Annotated in this window: 9 protein-coding genes; 3 read left to right on the top strand and 6 right to left on the bottom strand. The window is 70.9% G+C overall.

Translation table 11 applies throughout. The features are described 5' to 3' along the window. Window positions 1-173: 173 nt before the first annotated feature. The 4 genes from ACFYSC_RS27600 to ACFYSC_RS27585 all read right to left on the bottom strand — a co-directional run bounded on the left by ACFYSC_RS27600 (window position 174) and on the right by ACFYSC_RS27585 (window position 6130). Entirely contained in the window at window positions 174-1889 is a 1716-nt protein-coding gene (locus ACFYSC_RS27600; RefSeq protein ID WP_389967512.1) for a flavin-containing monooxygenase, read from the bottom strand. Window positions 1890-2437: 548 nt separating this feature from the next. Beyond that, window positions 2438-3487, bottom strand: a complete 1050-nt coding sequence (locus ACFYSC_RS27595) for an ABC transporter permease (RefSeq protein ID WP_389967510.1) — start codon at window positions 3485-3487, stop codon at window positions 2438-2440. Then, window positions 3480-4970 carry a sugar ABC transporter ATP-binding protein gene (locus ACFYSC_RS27590; RefSeq protein WP_389967508.1) on the bottom strand — a complete coding sequence of 497 codons (1491 nt, stop codon included), beginning with the start codon at window positions 4968-4970 and terminating at the stop codon, window positions 3480-3482. Before ACFYSC_RS27590 ends, ACFYSC_RS27595 begins: the two co-directional genes overlap by 8 nt. Window positions 4971-5056: 86 nt before the next feature. After that, a complete protein-coding gene (locus ACFYSC_RS27585; RefSeq protein ID WP_389967506.1) occupies window positions 5057-6130 on the bottom strand; it encodes a sugar ABC transporter substrate-binding protein in 1074 nt (357 codons plus the stop codon). Between the two features lie 928 nt (window positions 6131-7058). Here ACFYSC_RS27585 and ACFYSC_RS27580 point away from each other — a divergent pair. Both ACFYSC_RS27580 and ACFYSC_RS27575 read left to right on the top strand, forming a co-directional pair. Beyond that, window positions 7059-8354, top strand: coding sequence for a cellulose binding domain-containing protein (locus tag ACFYSC_RS27580; protein WP_389967504.1), 1296 nt, complete (start codon window positions 7059-7061; stop codon window positions 8352-8354). Between the two features lie 123 nt (window positions 8355-8477). Continuing rightward, window positions 8478-10067: a cellulose binding domain-containing protein gene (locus tag ACFYSC_RS27575; RefSeq protein WP_389967562.1), complete on the top strand. Its 1590-nt coding sequence runs from the start codon at window positions 8478-8480 to the stop codon at window positions 10065-10067. 166 nt (window positions 10068-10233) lie between these two features. Here ACFYSC_RS27575 and ACFYSC_RS27570 read toward each other — a convergent pair whose 3' ends face one another. Continuing rightward, window positions 10234-12558, bottom strand: a complete 2325-nt coding sequence (locus tag ACFYSC_RS27570; RefSeq protein WP_389967502.1) for a beta-L-arabinofuranosidase domain-containing protein — start codon at window positions 12556-12558, stop codon at window positions 10234-10236. A 68-nt stretch (window positions 12559-12626) separates the two neighbouring features. Continuing rightward, window positions 12627-14600, bottom strand: a complete 1974-nt coding sequence (locus ACFYSC_RS27565; RefSeq protein WP_389967501.1) for an alpha-L-fucosidase — start codon at window positions 14598-14600, stop codon at window positions 12627-12629. Window positions 14601-15365: 765 nt separating this feature from the next. Between ACFYSC_RS27565 and ACFYSC_RS27560 the strand changes: the two genes are divergently transcribed. Further along, complete coding sequence (locus ACFYSC_RS27560) at window positions 15366-17147, top strand: family 43 glycosylhydrolase (protein WP_389967499.1); 1782 nt, start codon at window positions 15366-15368, stop codon at window positions 17145-17147. The last annotated feature ends 203 nt before the right edge of the window (window positions 17148-17350 follow it).

Genomic DNA, 17350 nt, shown 5'->3' with positions numbered 1-17350 from the left:
CAGTGGTGAACCTCGGTTTCTCGGCGATGAGGCTGTGAAGCGATGGGCGACGATCACGGCAGGTGGTCACGGCGGGTGGTCACGGCGGGTGGTCACGGCGGGTGGTCACGGCGGGTGGTCACGGCGGGTGGTCACGGCGGGTGGTCACGGCGGGTGGTCACGGCGGATGATGGTCACGACAGGTCGCGGGGACGGCGGACGGCGCCGGTGAAGCGGACGCCGTCGGTGACCGGACCGCTCCGCATCAGGCGCACGTCGCGGAGGTAGTTCTGGTACAGCCGCCACGGCGCCTCGGGGCCCTGCCTGGGCAGCAGACCGGCGCTTCGCAGCACGTACCCGGATTTCAGGTCGATCAGCGGTGCGAGGGCGTCCCGATCCTCCAGGTCGGGGGCGACCGGGGTGACGGCCCGATACCCGTGCGCGTCCATGTGCCTGAGCAACCGGCACACGTAGCGGGAGACCAGGTCGGCCTTGAGCGTCCAGGAGGCGTTGGTGTAGCCGACGGTGAGGGAGAAGTTCGGCACACCCGACAGCATCATGCCCTTGTAGGCGAGGGTCCGCGGCAGTTCGACGTCCCGGCCGTCGACGCTCAGGCGCATGCCGCCGATCGCCAGCAGGTTGAGCCCGGTCGCGGTCACGACGATGTCGGCGGGAAGGCGCCGGCCGGAGCGGAGCGTGACGCCGCCGGGGGTGAGACGCTCGATGTGGTCGGTGACGACGTCGGCCCGGCCCTCCCGGACCGCGCGGAACAGGTCGCCGTCGGGTACGGCGCACAGCCGCTGGTCCCACGGGTCGTAGGACGGCGCGAAGTGCGTGTCGACGTCGAAGCCGGCGGGCAGCGCGGCCGCCGCGCCCCGGCGCAGGAGGGCCTTCACCAGCTTCGGCCGGCGGCGGCTGAGCCGGTAGACGGCCATGGAGAACAGCACGTTCTTCCAGCGCACGATCCGGTAGGCCGTACGGGCCGGCAGGTGGCAGCGGATCCGGTCGGCCAACCGGTCACGGGACGGCACGGCCGCGACGTAGGTCGGCGAGCGCTGCAGCATCGTGACGTGCTCCGCCTTCTCCGCCAGCGCGGGCACCAGGGTCACCGCGGTCGCGCCGCTGCCGATGACGACGACGCGCCGGCCGGTGTGGTCGAGGTCGTCCGGCCAGTGCTGCGGGTGCACGATCGGCCCCCGGAAGTCGTGCTCTCCGGGGAGGGCGGGGCGGTATCCCTCGTCGTAGCGGTAGTAGCCGGTGCAGGCCATCAGGAACGAACAGGTGAACGTCACCGTCTCCCCGGAATTCCCGGAATCACCCGGACCGCCGGGACCGTCCTCGGGGCCGCGCCCGGCGTCGCCTCCGGAAGCCTCCTCGGCCCCCTCTTCGATGCCCTCTTCGGAACCCTTCCCGTGCCCGGCCCCGGTCCCGACCCCGTGCCCGGCCCCGGCTCCGTGCCCGGAACCGTCCTCGGCCCCGTGCCCGGTTTCGTGCCCGGGGCCGTGTTCGCCGGGCCCGGTGCGCACCGCGGTGACCGTCCAGCGTGCCGTCTCCGACGACCAGGACGCGCGCGTGACGCGCAGGTGGAAGCGGATGTGCCGGCCCAGGCCGTACTCGCGGGCGGTGTCGGCGACGTAGGAGCGGATCGACGGGCCGTCGGCGATGGACCTGGCGTCGGTCCAGGGCCGGAAGGAGTATCCGAGGGTGAGCATGTCGGAGTCCGAGCGGATCCCCGGGTAGCGGAACAGGTCCCACGTCCCCCCGATGGCACCCCTCGACTCCAGGATCGCGAGGGATTTCCGTGGGTGTTCGCGCCGGAGGTGGGCGGCGGCGCCGATTCCGGACAGGCCAGCCCCCACGATGAGGACGTCGATGTGTTCGGGGGTTCGCTCGGGGACCGTGTCGCTCACCGGTGCCCTCCCAGGGGACAGACCACAACGGACTTATCCCCCAGTCTTATCAAAATCCCTCAGCCCGCCATCCGGCGGGCGACGGCCACGCGGTGACCGCCGCCCGCCCGGGGTGGGAGAACCTCAGTCCAGGTAGTCACCGACGTAGTCCTCTTCGTGGGATATCTGAAAGGTGGCGGCCGGCCGGCGGAGACGCAACACGCTTTCGGCCCGTCCTTTCCCGCGCCGTCCCGGGTCCGGCCATCGCCGTACGGCCGGCGCGGTTCGGCCTTCCTGCGGCACCGTGCGGCCGGCGGCCCTGCGCTCACCCTCCCACTGGGGTCCCGAGGCGTCCGGTCGTGCTCTCGACGGTGGTCCAGTCCTGTTCGAGGGTGGTGTTCCCACCTCCGTCGGCGTTGGCGGGCATCTGCCGGTCCGGTCCTTTCCTGTCGGGACATACGGTGATGTGGCGGAGCGAATGCAACGGGAGAAGGTGCGACCCCGTTCGAGGGCCGCGCCTCCTCTCACTGCGGTTCACCCCTGGGATCCGCCGCCGGTGAGGCGGGAGATCACTCCTGGGATCTGCCACCGGTGAGGCGGGAGAGGACGAGGGCGGTGAGGATGATCGCTCCGTTGAGCGCCTGGATCCACTGGGCCGGGACGCCCGCGAGGGTCAGGACGTTCTGGATCATGTAGAGCAGAAGGATGCCGGTGAACGCGCCGAACATCGTGCCCTTGCCGCCGTTGAGACTGACGCCGCCGATGACGGCGGCGGCGAACACCGTGAAGATCGCGCCATCCCCCTGGGAGGCGGCGACCGAGGCAAGACGGCCCGACAGCAGCAGACCGCCGAGCGCGGCCAGCGCGCTCGCTCCGATCAGCGTGATCCACAGAACCCGGGTGGTGCGGATCCCCGCGGCCCTGGCGGCGTCGAGGTTGCCGCCGATGGCGTACAACGCCCGCCCGAACCGGGTGAAGCCCAGCAGCACGACCCCGGCGGCGAACAGCAGCAGGCAGATCCAGATGGACGCCGGCACGCCGAGCCACAGGGCCGAGCCGAGGTAGGTCATCGACGCCGGGAGGTTGAAGAAGGTCTGCCCGCCGGAGATGCCGGTCAAAAGGCCGCGCAGCACGATGAGCATGCCCAGGGTGACGACGAAGCCGTTGAGGCCGAAGCGGACGATGAACAGCGCGTTCACCACGCCGATCAGCACGCCCGCCGCGAGGGTGACCGGGATAGCCCAGCCGCCGTCCAGCAGCCCGAGGCCGTGGCCCGCGCCGGCGGCGACGGTCAGCCAGGCGGCCACGCCGGGCGCCAGGCCGAAGGTCGACTCCAGTGACAGGTCCATCTTCCCGGCCACCAGCACGAGTGTCTGGGCCAGGACGAGCAGGGAGATCTCCGACATGGTCTGCAGGATGTTGATGATGTTGTCGGCCTGCAGGAAGATCGGGCTGACGATCTGGCCGACGACGGCGATCCCGATGATCGCGGGCACCAGCGCGAAGTCCCGCAACCGTGCCAGCGCGGGGCCGGGGCGCCGGCGGCCGGACACCGCGGCGGCCGGGGCATCCGGTGCGGACCCGGTGGATCCGGTTGGGACGGTGGTGGTCTCAGGCATCGAGGTCGACTCCTTCCATGGCGGCGACCATCTCGTGGTCGTGCCAGCCGGCGGCCAGTTCGGCCACGATGCGGCCGTGGAACATCACCAGCACCCGGTCGCACAGCCGCAGATCGTCCAGTTCGTCGGAGGCGATCACGACGCCCGTCCCCTGAGCGGCGACTTCTTCGACCTTGCCGAGCAGGAACTCCTTGGAGCGCACATCGACCCCGGCGGTGGGGGTGATCAGTACCAGCAGGCGGGGATCGCCGGCCAGGGCGCGGGCCATCACGACCTTCTGCTGGTTGCCGCCGGACAGTCCCGAAACGGGCAGGGCGGGGCCGGGCGTCTTGATCGCCAGGTTGCCGATCAGGTCGCGGGCCAGCTCATCCCGGCGCCGGCCGCTGATCAGGCCCGCCGGTCCGAGCCGCTCGGGAACGGTCAGGGTGGCGTTGTCGGCGATCGACATCTGCGGGACGAGGCCCTGATGGTGACGGTCACGGGGTACGAAGCCCACGCCGGCGGCCAGGGAGGCGGGCACGCTCGCGGCGCGCGGACGCCGCCCGGCCACCTCGATGGTCCCCGAGTCCGGGGCGCGCAGGCCCACGACGGTCTCGGCGACCTCGGTCTTGCCGCTGCCCTCGGCGCCGGCCAGGCCCACGATCTCCCCGGCGCGCACCTGGAGACTCACCTGCTCATAGGTCCCGCCCGAGGTGAGATCCTGCACGTCGAGGACGACCGGCTCACCGGCGGAGACCGGCGGGCGGGCCTCGCGCTCGCGCAGCCCTGCGGCCTCCCCGGTCATCGCCGCGACCAACTCCGCCCGGGGCAGGTCCGCGACGGGAGCGGTGAGGATGTGCCGGGCGTCGCGGAACACGGTGACGGTGTCGCAGATCTCGTAGATCTCCTGCAGGTGGTGGCTGATGAACAGGAAGGTGACGCCCTGCTCGCGCATCGCGCGCATCCGGGTGAACAGCCGGGAGATCGCGGCGCCGTCGAGCTGGGCGGTGGGCTCGTCCAGGATGATGAACCGGGCTCCGAACGACAGCGCACGGGCGATCTCCACGAACTGGCGCTGCTCGACCCCCAGTTCCCCGGCCGGGCGGCGTACGTCCACCTCCACCGACCATGCCTGCAGCAGATCGGCGGCCTTGCGCCACAGACTCTTCCAGCCGATCAGGCCGAGCCCGGTGCGCTCGTGCCGGTTGAGGTACAGGTTCTCGGCCACGGTCAGCTCGGGGATGATGGTGGACTTCTGGTAGACGCAGGCGACCCGCCGCCGCCAGGCGTCCCGGTCGGTCAGGCGCGGCGCGGCCGCCCCCGCGAACCGCACCCGTCCCTCATCCGGCGCCTGCAGGCCCGTCAGGATGGACACCAGCGTGGACTTACCCGCGCCGTTCCGGCCGACCAGGGCGTGGGCCTGGCCCGGCATGATCGTGATGTGGGCGCCGTTCAGCGCCACCGTCTCGCCGTACCTCTTGGTGACGCCCTCCGCCTCGGCCACCGGCGAATCCGAACCGGACGGCCCGTGACCGCGGGCGGAGGGGCGGCTCACGGTCCCTCCCGTGGATTCCGACATGGGGCCGCCTTTCAGCCGAGGTTGTTGCCCCACAGCGACGTGTCGTCGTGCTTCAGGCTGGTGATCTCCCCGTAGGCGGCGCCGTCGGCGGTGACGAGCGGCGCGGACAGCTGGTCCTCCAGAAGGCCGGGCCGGACCTGGATGATGGTGCTGTCGTGGTCGGTCTTGCCCGGCTGGAAGGTCTTGCCCTCGGCGGCGGCCTTGGCGTACGACAGCGCCCACTTGGCGTACAGGTCGGCCGGCTGCGACACGGTGGCGTCGATGTTGCCGGCGGCGATCTCCTTCAGCTCCTGCGGGATGCCGTCGTTGGAGACCACGAAGACGTGCTTGGGATCGGTGGGCGCGACCAGCAGCCCGCGCTGCTTGAGCACCTGGAGGGTCCCGGCCAGCGCGAAGCTCGACTGCATGTAGACGCCCTTGACGTCCGGGTTGGCGGTCAGGCGCGTCTGCAGCTTCTGCGAGGCGACGGCGCCGTCCCAGTTCGCGGCCTCACCGAAGACCGTGATGCCGGGGTAGTTCTGCTTCATGCAGTCGTTGAACGCCTCGGTGCGGTCCCGGCCGTTGATGGAGGCCAGGTCGCCCTGCAGCATCACGACCTTCCCCTTGCCGCCGAGCTTCTCGCCCAGGAAGCGGCAGGCCTTCTCCCCGTAGGCGCGGTTGTCGGCGCGCACCACCATGTAGGCGTTCCCGGTGTCGGGCCGGGTGTCCACCAGCACGGCGGGGATCTTCTTGCCCTCCAGCTGCTGGAGGGTGGGGGCGACCGCCGCGGTGTCCTGCGGCGCCATCACCACGGCCTTCACGCCCTGGCCGATGAGGCTCTGCACGTTGGAGGTCAGCTTGGCGATGTCGTTCTGGGAGTTGGTGGTCTTCAGCTCCATTCCCAGCTCACCACCGGACTTCGGCACGTAGCTGATGTAGGAGTTCCAGAAGTCGGTGTCGGAGCGCGGATAGTCGACGCCGACGACCGGCTTCGCCGGAGCGCCCCCTCCCGCGGCGGCGCCGGAACCGTCGTTCCCCCCGCACGCCGCGGCCAGGAACCCCGTGATCACCAGAGCCGCCGCCGGTATGAGCCGTCCAGGTTTCATCTTCTCCCCTATGCGTGGGTCACCGCGATCGCGGTCCACGGAGCGCCACGGGTGGGCGTCGCGAATGGCAGGCGTGTCAAGGAAAACGGGGTGTCTCCGTCCGGTGACGGCCGGAACCCGACGGCCGGAACCCGACGGCCGGAACCGGATCGCACCGCGGGTGGTGGTCCCGCCCGGCTCCGGTACGGTGCTCACATCACTGTTAGCGTTAACAAATCATTCGCAAGACCGGTTCTCCTTCGTCGGAGTGTGTGGTGGTGATGCCGGGGAGCAAACACGACGTGAGGCGGTCCCGTCAAGGGCCCCCGAATCCCCCTCCCGGCGGCGTCCCGGCCCGCCGCACGCGCCCCGTCCGCTCCCACCAGGCGGAACTCGATCATGCGCGAGGTGCGGTGGATGAAATTTTCACGAAATCACTTCGCAACGATCGGATCTCCGGCGGGTGACCGCCCCCGTGGAGCACCCGCCGGGGAGGGATGGAAGCCCTCGTCACCCGAGCGGCCCGGCGACGCGGGCCGGGGGCTCGGCCCGTCCGCTCCGTCGAAACGCTTCCGAAGCGGCCTTGACAGGTTTCGTGGAGATTTCCACACTGAGTCCGCAATGGCCCCCTTGCCGGAGTCGGTGGTGATCGGCAGGGGTTCCCGGTCACGACGCCGTCCACGTCGCACCGGTACGGACCGGGCCGCGGGTTCGCCGGGTCCGGCTTCCGCGCATTCTCACGAACGCCGATGACAGTGCCGGCCGATCCAGGTTCTCCACGGCCGGCGTCACCACCGTGCGCGGCCGCGGCCGCGCCCCCTGGAGCGTGAATGAACACGTCCGCAGCACTCCGCGCCGCGTCGCCCGCCTCCCCGGCCGGCCGGCGCCTCCCTATGTGACCGCCCCCGTCCACGCACGCCGGCGTCCGGCCGGCAGAGAGAGTCACGTGATGTCGAAACGCAGATCCCTCTTCGTCGCCCTGGCGATCGCGGCGCTCGCCGTCCTCGTCGCGAGCGGCCCGGCGCTGAGCGCCGCCATCGGTGGTACGCCCACGCGCGCGGCCGGAACCCTCGCGGCGACCGCCGGGTGCGGCAAGGCCCCCGGGCTGACGAGCGGCACGCGCACGATCCAGAGCGGCGGCAAGAGCCGCAGCTACATCCTGCGGGTCCCCGACAACTACGACGGCAACCACCCCTACCGGCTGATCTTCGGGCTCCACTGGCTGGGTGGCACCGCCACCGACGTCGCCACGGGCCAGACCGTGCAGCGGGACGTCTGGTCCTACTACGGGCTCCAGCGCCTGGCGAACAACAGCGCGATCTTCGTCGCGCCCCAGGGCCTCAACAACGGCTGGGGCAACTCGAACGGCGAGGACCTGACCCTCATCGACGACATCGTCCGGCAGGTCGAGGGCTCGCTCTGCGTCGACACCTCGCAGCTGTTCGCCACCGGCTTCAGCTACGGCGGCGCCATGTCGTACGCGATCGCCTGCGCCAGGGCGAACGTCTTCCGCGCGGTCGCGGTGCAGTCCGGCGGGGTGCTCAGCGGCTGCAGCGACGGCTCCCAGCCCATCGCGTACATGGGGATCCACGGTCTGCGGGACAGCGTGCTCAACATCTCCGGCGGACGGTCCATGCGTGACAGGTTCGTCAGGAACAACGGCTGCACCGCCCAGAACCCGCCCGAGCCGGCGCAGGGCAGCCTGACGCACCGGGTCACCACCTACTCGGGGTGCCGGGCCGGGTACCCGGTGGTGTGGGCCGCGTTCGACGAGGGCCACATCGCCGCGCCGCAGGACGGGGCCCCCGGCGACAGCGGCTCCCGGACCTGGGTCCCCGCGGAGGTGTGGAAGTTCTTCACCCAGTTCGACAGCACCACGCCGCCGACCTCGTCGCCCTCGCCGAGCGTCACCCCGACCACCTCCCCGTCCCCGACCACCTCCCCGATCGGGGGCGCGTGCTCGGCGACGATCGAGACGACCAACAGCTGGCCCGGCGGGTTCCAGTCGACGGTGACCGTCCGCGCGGGCAGCGCGCCGATCGACGGCTGGACCGTGCAGTGGACCTGGCCGGGCGGGCAGACGATCAGCAGCCTGTGGAGCGGCACGCAGACCGTGTCCGGCTCCGCGGTGACCGTCCGCAACGCCCCCTACAACGGTTCCGTCGCCGCCGGGGCCTCCACCACCTTCGGCTTCACCGCCAACGGCACCGCGGCCACCCCGACCGCCACCTGCACCAGCCCCTGACCCGTCGTCCGCACGCGGCGGCCGGCGCCACTCACCGGCGCCGGCCGCCCTCCATCCGAAGCGGCGGTCCGGCCGCTTTCACCGGACGCCCGCCGCTCACCTCAGGGAGGATCCTTGCGCAAGGTGGGAGCCATACTCGCCGCCGGCGTTCTCGCGGGCGGCCTGGTCGCCCTGCAGGGCCAGGCCGACGCCCTGGAGAACGGCGTGGCCCGCACGCCGCCCATGGGCTGGAACAGCTGGAACACGTTCGGCTGCAACATCAACGAGACACTGATCAAGCAGATGGCCGACTCGATCGTCAGCTCCGGTCTGCGCGACCTGGGCTACCAGTACGTCGTGGTCGACGACTGCTGGTTCGACCCCGCCCGCGACTCGGCGGGGAACCTGCGGGGCAGCCCGTCGCGGTTCCCCAGCGGGATGAAGGCCCTCGGTGACTACCTGCACGCCAAGGGGCTGAAGTTCGGCATCTACCAGGTGCCGGTGGACAAGACCTGCGCGCAGTACTTCGGCGGCTATCCGGGTGCGACCGGCAGCCAGGGCCACGAGGTCCAGGACGCCAGGCAGTTCGCCGCCTGGGGCGTGGACTACCTGAAGTACGACTGGTGCTCCCCCAACGGCACCATCGACGACCAGGTCCGGACGTTCGCGAAGATGCGCGACGCGCTGGCGGCGACCGGGCGGCAGATCGTCTACAGCATCAACCCCAACAGCATCCACGCCAAGACGGGGCCGCAGCGCGACTGGGGCGATGTCGCCAACATGTGGCGGACCACCGAGGACATCACCAACAAGTGGGACACCGGCCAGACCAACGGGTACCCGATGGGCATCCAGAACATCGTCAACGTCACCGTCCCGCTCGCGTCGTACGCCCGGCCGGGGGCGTTCAACGACCCGGACATGATGGAGGTCGGCCGGGGTGGCATGAACGACACCGAGATGCGCAGCCACTTCGCCCTCTGGGCGATCATGGCCTCGCCCCTGATCGCCGGTAACGACCTGCGCTCCATGGACTCGGCGACGACGGCCATCCTGAAGAACCAGAACCTGATCGCCATCAACCAGGACCCGCTCGGCCTGCAGGCCCGCCAGATCAGCAACGACGGGACCCGGCGGGTGCTGGCCAAGAGGCTCGCCGACGGCGACGTCGCGGTCGCCCTGTTCAACCAGGGCGGAAGCACCACCACGGTCGGCACCACCGCGTCCGCGATCGGCCTGCAGGGCGGGTCGTTCACCCTGCGCGACGCGTGGACGAACGCCGTCAGCACCAGCACCGGCTCCATTTCGGCCAGTGTGCCGGCGCACGGCACCGTCGTGTACCGGGTCAGCGGCGGCGCGGGCCCGACGGCCACCCCGACGGCGACGCCCACGGTGACCCCGACCGCCACGCCGACGGTGACCCCTCCGCCGGGCGGATGCACGGCGGCGTACCGGCTGACCAACGAATGGGGCTCCGGCTTCCAGGGCGAGGTGACCGTCGGCAACCCCGGGTCGTCCCCGCTCAACGGCTGGACCGTGAAGATGACCCTGGCCGGCGGCCAGACGATCACGAGCCTGTGGAACGGTGTGAACACCGGCACCGGAGGCACGGTGACCGTCAGGAACGCCCCCTACAACGGCACCGTTCCCGGCAACGGGTCGGCGACGTTCGGCTTCACCGCCAACGGCAATGGCTCTGCCGCCCCGACCGGTGTGACCTGCACGAGCCCGTGACCGGAGGCGACGGCGGGTGACCTCCGGCTGCCGGTGAGCCGGCGCGGACGGGAACGAACGAGAAGGCCGGGTCCTGGTCCCAGGGCCCGGCCTTCTCGGGGCGGTGGTGTGACGCGGGCACCGGAGGGGCGTGCGCTCCGGCGCCCGCGTCACGCGGCGGTCGCGGTCAGCTCGCGGTGATGGTCCACTGGTTGTTGGTGCTGCCGTTGGGGGTCCACATCCCTGCGGTGGATCCGGCGGTGGTGTTGCCCATGCCGTCCAGGGCGGTGCCGGTGCCGCGGTTGACGATCTGGTAGCGGCCGTTGCCCACATTGGTGAGCTTCCACTGCTGGTTGTCGCCGCCGTTCCAGGTGCCCTGCCGGCACACCGCGCCGTTGGCCGCATTGCCCCAGCTGTCGGCCACCAGGCCGTTGGTACGGTTGACGATCCGGAACCAGCCGCCGCCCAGATCCACCAGCTGCCACTGCAGATTCGTGCTGCCGTCCCAGTTCCACTGCTTGAGGTTCGCCCCCGACGCCACGCTGCCACCGCCGTCCAGCACCAGACCGGTGGCGACGTTGGCGATCCGCACCCAGCCGGTCGGCGTGGGGCCGCCACCGCCGGTGTTCCAGTAGACGGCGTAGTTGTACCCGTGGGCGTCGTAGAAGGGGCCGAGGTTGACCGTCGCCGAGTCGGCGGTCGCGGTGAAGGCCAGGGTCGTGGAACCGGTCCTGGTGACGGACGCGGTGTTCAGGGCCGGCGGCGCCGACAGCGCGGTGTTGCCGTAGTTCCCGGACAGGACGACCGGGCCGTAGGCGATCGCCTGGATGCCGGGGTTGTCGTTGGCGGGCTTCGTGACCACCCGCATGGGCAGGCGCACGGTGACGGTGTCGCCGGAGCTCCAGGAACGGGTGAGGACGGCGTACGTCCCGGGGGTGGTGTCCACGTTCTGCTGGGCGCCGTTGACGCTGATCGTGGCGCCGGTGGTCCAGGAGGGGATGCGGACCCGCATCGTCCACGACCCGCCGGCGTCGCCGGTGACCTGGAGGGTGGTGGTGTCGCTCACCGGGAAGGACGTCGTCTGGGTGACCGTGATGCCGCGCTGGGTCCAGTCCAGCGTCGACGGCACGAACAGGTTCACCGTCAGCGTGGTGCCGTTGCGGAAGTAGATGGAGTCCATCAGCCGCGTGTTGACCTCCACCCCCGTCCCCTGGCAGCACCAGAACGAGTTGTAGTCGGTGCTGTAGGTGCCGCCGCCCCACGCCGGGCCCACCCCGCGGCGGCCGCCCGGTTTGAGCGGGGTGAAGTAGGTGACGTGACCGTGGCCGTCGGCCGGGTTCTGCGCGCCGACGACGTGGTTGAGCAGCGTCTGCTCGTAGAAGTCGAAGTACGCGGCCCGGTCGGGGTTCAGCAGCCACAGTTCGCGGGTCAGGTTGAGCATGTTGACGCTGTTGCAGTGCTCGCAGGTGTCGTTGGCGAGGTAACCGGCGATCGCGTTGGGGGCGCGGAAGTGCTCCGCCTGGCTGTTGCCGCCGATCGCGTAGGTGTGCGCGCCGACGGTGATGTTCCAGGCGTTGACGGCGATGTCCCGGTAGCGGGTCGTGCCGGTGGCCTTGTACTCGCGGGCCGCGCCGATCCACTTGGGCACCTGGGTGTTGGCGTGCAGGCCGTTCAGCTGGTCCTGGTTCGACGCCAGGGGGTTGAACACGGCGGCGTGGTCGAACCGCTGGGCGGTGATCATCCAGCGGGTGTCGCCGGTCTGCTGGTACAGGTCCGTCAGCACCGCGTTCATGCCGCCGAACTCGGTGCCCAGCATGGCCTGCATCTGGCTGCCGCTCAGCCTGCCCGTCCGCCAGTCGACCCAGCCGGCGAGCGCCAGCAGCACGTCGCGCGCCTGGGTGCTGCCGATGAGGCGCCACACGTCGAGCAGACCGGTCATGGTCTTGTGGATGCAGTAGTACGGCACGTTGCCGTTGTTCAGCGTGCGGGCCTCGAGGGCGGTGAAGTCCGACTCGGGGAAGCCGGACAGGTACCCGGTGTTGAACCCGGCGGCGCCGTTGTTCGCCTGGCACCTGGCCATCTCGGCCACCATGCGGGTGGCCTTGTCCCGGCAGACGGTGTCGCCGAGCACGGCGTAGGCCTGGGCCCACGCGGTGAGGAAGTGCCCCTGCGCGTGGGTGCGGAACGGGAACGAGGGAGCGTCCCAGCCGCCGTTGGCGGCGGCGCCCTCGGTGGACAGCCGGTGGTTGGCGCGGAAGTTGTACAGCAGCCGTTCGACGTCGACGAACCGCAGGTACGACAGCGTCCGGTTCTGGTTGTCCATCAGGCGGCCGGCCGTCAGCCGTACCTGCCCGAAGTCGAACGGGTACGCCGACACGCCGATGTCGGGCCGCGCCGGGGCGACCGCGGCGCGGGCCGTGCCGGTGCCGCCGATCTGGCCGGCGGTGGAGGCGACGACGGCGACGCCTGCGGCCTGGAGCAGCCGGCGGCGGCTGAGGGGGGTGGATGACACGTGAGCCTCCTGGAGAGTGGGGGGTCGGACGGGCGCACGGGCCGGAGGCGGCCGCGCGGTGGTTACGGTCAGCTCGCGGTGATGGTCCACTGGTTGTTGGTGCTGCCGTTGGGGGTCCACATCCCTGCGGTGGATCCGGCGGTGGTGTTGCCCATGCCGTCCAGGGCGGTGCCGGTGCCGCGGTTGACGATCTGGTAGCGGCCGTTGCCCAGGCCGGTGAGCTTCCACTGCTGGTTGTCGCCGCCGTTCCAGGTGCCCTGCCGGCACACCGCGCCGTTGGCCGCATTGCCCCAGCTGTCGGCCACCAGGCCGTTGGTACGGTTGACGATCCGGAACCAGCCGCCGCCCAGGTCGATGAGCTGCCACTGCAGATTCGTGCTGCCGTCCCAGTTCCACTGCTTGAGGTTCGCCCCCGACGCCACGCTGCCGCCGCCGTCCAGCACCAGACCGGTGGCGACGTTGGCGATCCGCACCCAGCCGGTCGGCGCGGGACCGGATCCCAGGGCGGGGATCCGGCCGTTGAAGGTCAGCTTGACCACGTACGCCGGCGCGCTGAACGGGGCGGTGGACGAGGGCATCGAGACGTGCAGGCCGGAGCCGTCCTGGGTGCGGCCGGGCAGGTCGACGTACTGGCCGGCCGAGGAGCCCAGGAGCCGCACCGAGACCAGGTTGCCGAGGTTGATCCGGTTCGAGCCCAGGGTCGTGATGTGCAGCGTGCCGCCCGGCCAGCCCAGCACGGTGGCGTACAGCACCGTGTCGTCCTTGCTGCGGGTGAAGCGGATGTCGGTGGCGGTCCCCGCCCGCGGCGTGGTGAAGGAGCCGCCGCCCATCTGGGTGGGCCCCTCGCCGTGGACGGTCCAGGCCCGGGTCGAGTAGACGGACTCGCCGAAACGCCGGAGGTAGTCCCCGATGCCCAGCAGGATCGACCGCTGCCCCGAGGGGATGGTGCCGTCGGCCGTCGGGGCGATGTTCAGCAGCATGGTGCCGTTCTTGCTGACCCGGTCGATCAGCGAGTGCAGCATCGCGTTGAGCGAGTAGTAGCCGATGCCGTCGGTGTAGCACCAGCTGGAGCTGGAGATGCTGTCGTCGGTGAGCCAGTAGGGGGTCTGGATGGCGGCGGGGCCGCCGCGCTCGTAGTCGAAGACCTCGCCCCTGGTGTTGAACCCGTCCTTGTAGGTGGCGACGACGTCCTCGTTCCAGGCGACGGCCTGGTTGTAGTAGTACGCCAGGAAGTTCAGCCGCCGCGACTCGTCCAGCCGGCTGAGGTTGAAGTCCTGCCAGATGATGTCGGGCCGGTAGCCGTCGATGACCTCTTTGAGTTTGTCGTACCACAGCTGCTGTTCCTCGGCGAAGGACAGCTGGCCGTAGAGCTTCTTCAGTGAGGCCGTGGACTGCGCGGGCGCCCACTGGTAGAAGCCGGTGAAGTTGTAGGCGTGGTGCATGGCCACCAGGAGTTTGAGGCCTTTGGCGCGGATGGCGTCGGCGTGCAGGCGCAGCAGGTCGAGTCTGGGACCGGTGGCGACCGAGTTCCACTCGTTCACCCTGCTGTTCCACATCGAGTAGCCGTCGTGGTGCTCGGCCACCGGTCCGGCGAACCGGGCGCCGGCGTCGGCGAACAGCTGCGCCCACTCGTCCGGGTCGAAGGCGCCGCCGGCCGACTTCAGCTTCGGTGCGAACTGCACCCAGTTGCCGGCCCTGTCACGCGCGCCGTTGATGAAGTTGTGGTACGGCCAGGCCGAGGGGTCGCCGTAGACGCTCCTGTGGTGGTTGTTCTCGCCCGAGCCGTTGTTGTACATGTTGCGCGGGTACCACTCGTTCGCGAACGCCGGGACGCTGAAGACGCCCCAGTGGAAGTAGACGCCGAACTTCGCGTCCTGGAACCACTCGGCGGCCGGCGGGTGCTGGTCGACCGACGACCAGCTCGGGGTGTAGCTCTGGGGGCCTTCGGTGGCCCAGGCGGGGCCCGCCTTCAGCAGGCCGGCGGCCGTGGTGAGCGCGGCCGTGGCGAGTAGTCGGCGGCGGCTGAACCGGAACGAGGACATCGGAAGAGCCCTTTCGTAAGGGGGACGTTCTTCTCGGTCACTTGGAGCGCGCGGAACGGACCCGGCGGCACGCCTGACCCGCGTCCACCGGCGCGGGTCGTGACGGGTGAGGCGACAGGTCGTCCTGGTCCGGCGAGCGGGCGTCTCCGCCGTCCCGGGGCGGGCGCGAGGTGCGCTCCGTCCGTGGTCCCGGCGTGGGCCCGGCGGTCCACGGCGTACGGGATCATCACCGGCGGTCCGCGGCGCGCGGGATCGTCACGGGTCGGGAAGCGGCCGGATCACACCGATCCGGCCGGAAGGGAGCCGCGCGCCGAAGCGCTCCTGCCGTTCCACCACCGACCCGGCAGGAGGCCGACTGGAGAGTCAGTTTCGAAATCATTACCGAACTTGTCAAGACTTCTTTTCGGACTCGGGGCACGACCTCGCCGGGAGGGGCGCTTCCGGGCCGGTCCGGCGGGCGGGCCTTCTCCCGGCTCCGCCCTCACCGTGCGGGTCGCCCGCCTGTGAAAGTTTCACTCCCCGCGGGAGCGTCCCGGCTCGGCTTGTGCCCAGCCAGGAGACCCGGGCCACGGCCGGCGGCGCGTCGAGGGGCGGGGACGGCGCTTGACAGGCCCCGCGGTGTCATATTTGCTCCGCGACACCACCGCCACCATCCGACGGCAATCGAAGAAGGGCTGACCCCGACAATTATGTTAGCGCTAACATAAGCCGCCCCCGTAGGACGGACCGGTCCCCGTGAGCGGCCACCCCCCGAAGAGGAGATCCATGCGAATCGCACGTCCGGGTCCGAGCGGGATCCCGTCCAGGCGCGGACTCGCCTGGATCATGAGCCTGCTCTCCGTCATGATGCTGCTTCCGGCCGCCGCGGCCAGGGCGGACAACCCGATCGTCCAGACCATCTACACCGCCGACCCGGCCCCGCTGGTGCACAACGGCCGGGTCTACCTCTACACCGGCCACGACGAGGACGGCTCGACATACTTCACGATGAAGGAGTGGCGGGTCTGGTCCTCGGCGGACATGGTCAACTGGACCGACCACGGCTCCCCGCTGAGCCTGGCGACCTTCAGCTGGGCGAGCGCGGACGCGTGGGCGGGCCAGGCGATCCACCGGAACGGCAGGTTCTACTGGTACGTGCCCACCAAGAACCGGGCGACCGGCAGGATGGCCATCGGCGTGGCGGTGTCCGACAGCCCCACCGGGCCCTTCAAGGACGCCATCGGACGCCCGCTGGTGGAGAACGGCGAGATCGACCCCACCGTCTTCGTCGACGACAACGGCCAGGCCTACCTCTACTGGGGCAACCCCAACCTGTGGTACGTGAAGCTGAACGCCGACATGACCTCGTACTCCGGCAGCCCGACGAAGGTCGCCCTGACCACCGCGGGCTTCGGCACGCGCACCGGTGACGCGAACCGCCCGACCCTGTACGAAGAGGGACCCTGGGTCTACAAGCGGGGCGGCCTGTACTACAACGTGTTCGCCGCCAAGTGCTGCTCCGAGTTCATCGCCTACTCGACGGCCCCGAGCGCCACCGGGCCGTGGACCTACCGCGGCACGATCATGCCCACCCAGGGCGGCAGCTTCACCAACCATCCCGGCATCATCGACTTCGCCGGGAACTCGTACTTCTTCTACCACAACGGCGCACTGCCGGGCGGCGGCGGCTACACCCGCTCGGTCGCCGTGGAGAGGTTCGCCTACAACGCCGACGGCACGATCCCGACGATCAACATGACCACGACCGGGGCGCCCCAGGTGGGCACGCTGAACCCCTACGTCCGGCAGGAGGCCGAGACGATCGCCTGGGAGTCCGGCGTGGAGACGGAACCCGCCGACGGAGGCGGGATGAACATCGGGTTCATCGAGAACGGCGACTACGTCAAGGTCAAGGGCGTCGCCTTCGGGACCGGAGCGAAGACCTTCACCACGCGCGTCGCCTCGGGGTCCGGTGGCGGGAGGATCGAGCTCCGCCTGGACGGCGTCAACGGCACCCTGGCCGGTACGTGCACCGTCCCGGGTACCGGCGGCTGGCAGGCATGGACGACCGTGTCCTGCGGGGTGAACGGCGCGACGGGCACCCACGACCTGTACTTCAGGTACACCGGCGGGAGCGGCTACCTGTTCAACGTGGACTGGTGGCAGTTCGGCTTCGGCGGCGGGCCGACGGCGGAGCCCACCCCCACCCCGACGGTCACGCCCACGGCCACCCCGACGCCGACGGTCACCCCGACGGTCACGCCCACCCCCGGCGGCGCCTGCGTCGCGACCTACCGCACCACCAACTCGTGGTCCGGCGGCTACCAGGGCGAGGTCACGGTGACGGCCGGCGCCTCGGCGATCGGCGGCTGGACCGTCAGGTGGAACCTGGGCGCCGGCCAGGCCGTCAGCCAGGTCTGGGGCGGCACGCTGAGCACCTCCGGTTCGGCCGTGTCGGTGGGCAACGCCCCGTACAACGGCTCGCTCCAGCCGTCCGCCTCGACGACGTTCGGCTTCCTCGCCGACGGCACGCCGTCGGCGCCGTCCCTCACGTGCACCGCCTCCTGAGAACGCGCACCGACCCCTGAAGGCGTGCGCCGCCCCCCGAAGGAGTGCGCCGCCTCCTGAAGCCTCCGGAAGGCGTGCGCCGCCTCCCGAGGACGGCGGCGGGGGGGGGGGGGGGGGGGGGCCGCGCCCCCCCCCCCCCCGCGGCCCCCCCCCCCCCCCCCCCCCCCCCCCCCCCCCCCCCCCCGGGGGGGGGGGCCGCGGCT

Origin of the sequence: Streptosporangium sp. NPDC004379 (assembly GCF_042873875.1) — a bacterium.
Lineage (GTDB): Bacteria > Actinomycetota > Actinomycetes > Streptosporangiales > Streptosporangiaceae > Streptosporangium.
The sequence above is the reverse complement of the archived record's forward strand: the minus strand, read 5'-3'. Positions and strand labels throughout refer to the sequence as shown.

Excerpts from the sequence above, each read along its gene's own strand:
- ACFYSC_RS27595 (WP_389967510.1), bottom strand. The coding sequence starts at position 3,487 with ATGCCTGAGACCACCACCGTCCCAACCGGATCCACCGGGTCCGCACCG.
- ACFYSC_RS27585 (WP_389967506.1), bottom strand. The coding sequence starts at position 6,130 with ATGAAACCTGGACGGCTCATACCGGCGGCGGCTCTGGTGATCACGGGG.
- ACFYSC_RS27580 (WP_389967504.1), top strand. The coding sequence starts at position 7,059 with ATGTCGAAACGCAGATCCCTCTTCGTCGCCCTGGCGATCGCGGCGCTC.
- ACFYSC_RS27565 (WP_389967501.1), bottom strand. The coding sequence starts at position 14,600 with ATGTCCTCGTTCCGGTTCAGCCGCCGCCGACTACTCGCCACGGCCGCG.
- ACFYSC_RS27560 (WP_389967499.1), top strand. The coding sequence starts at position 15,366 with ATGCGAATCGCACGTCCGGGTCCGAGCGGGATCCCGTCCAGGCGCGGA.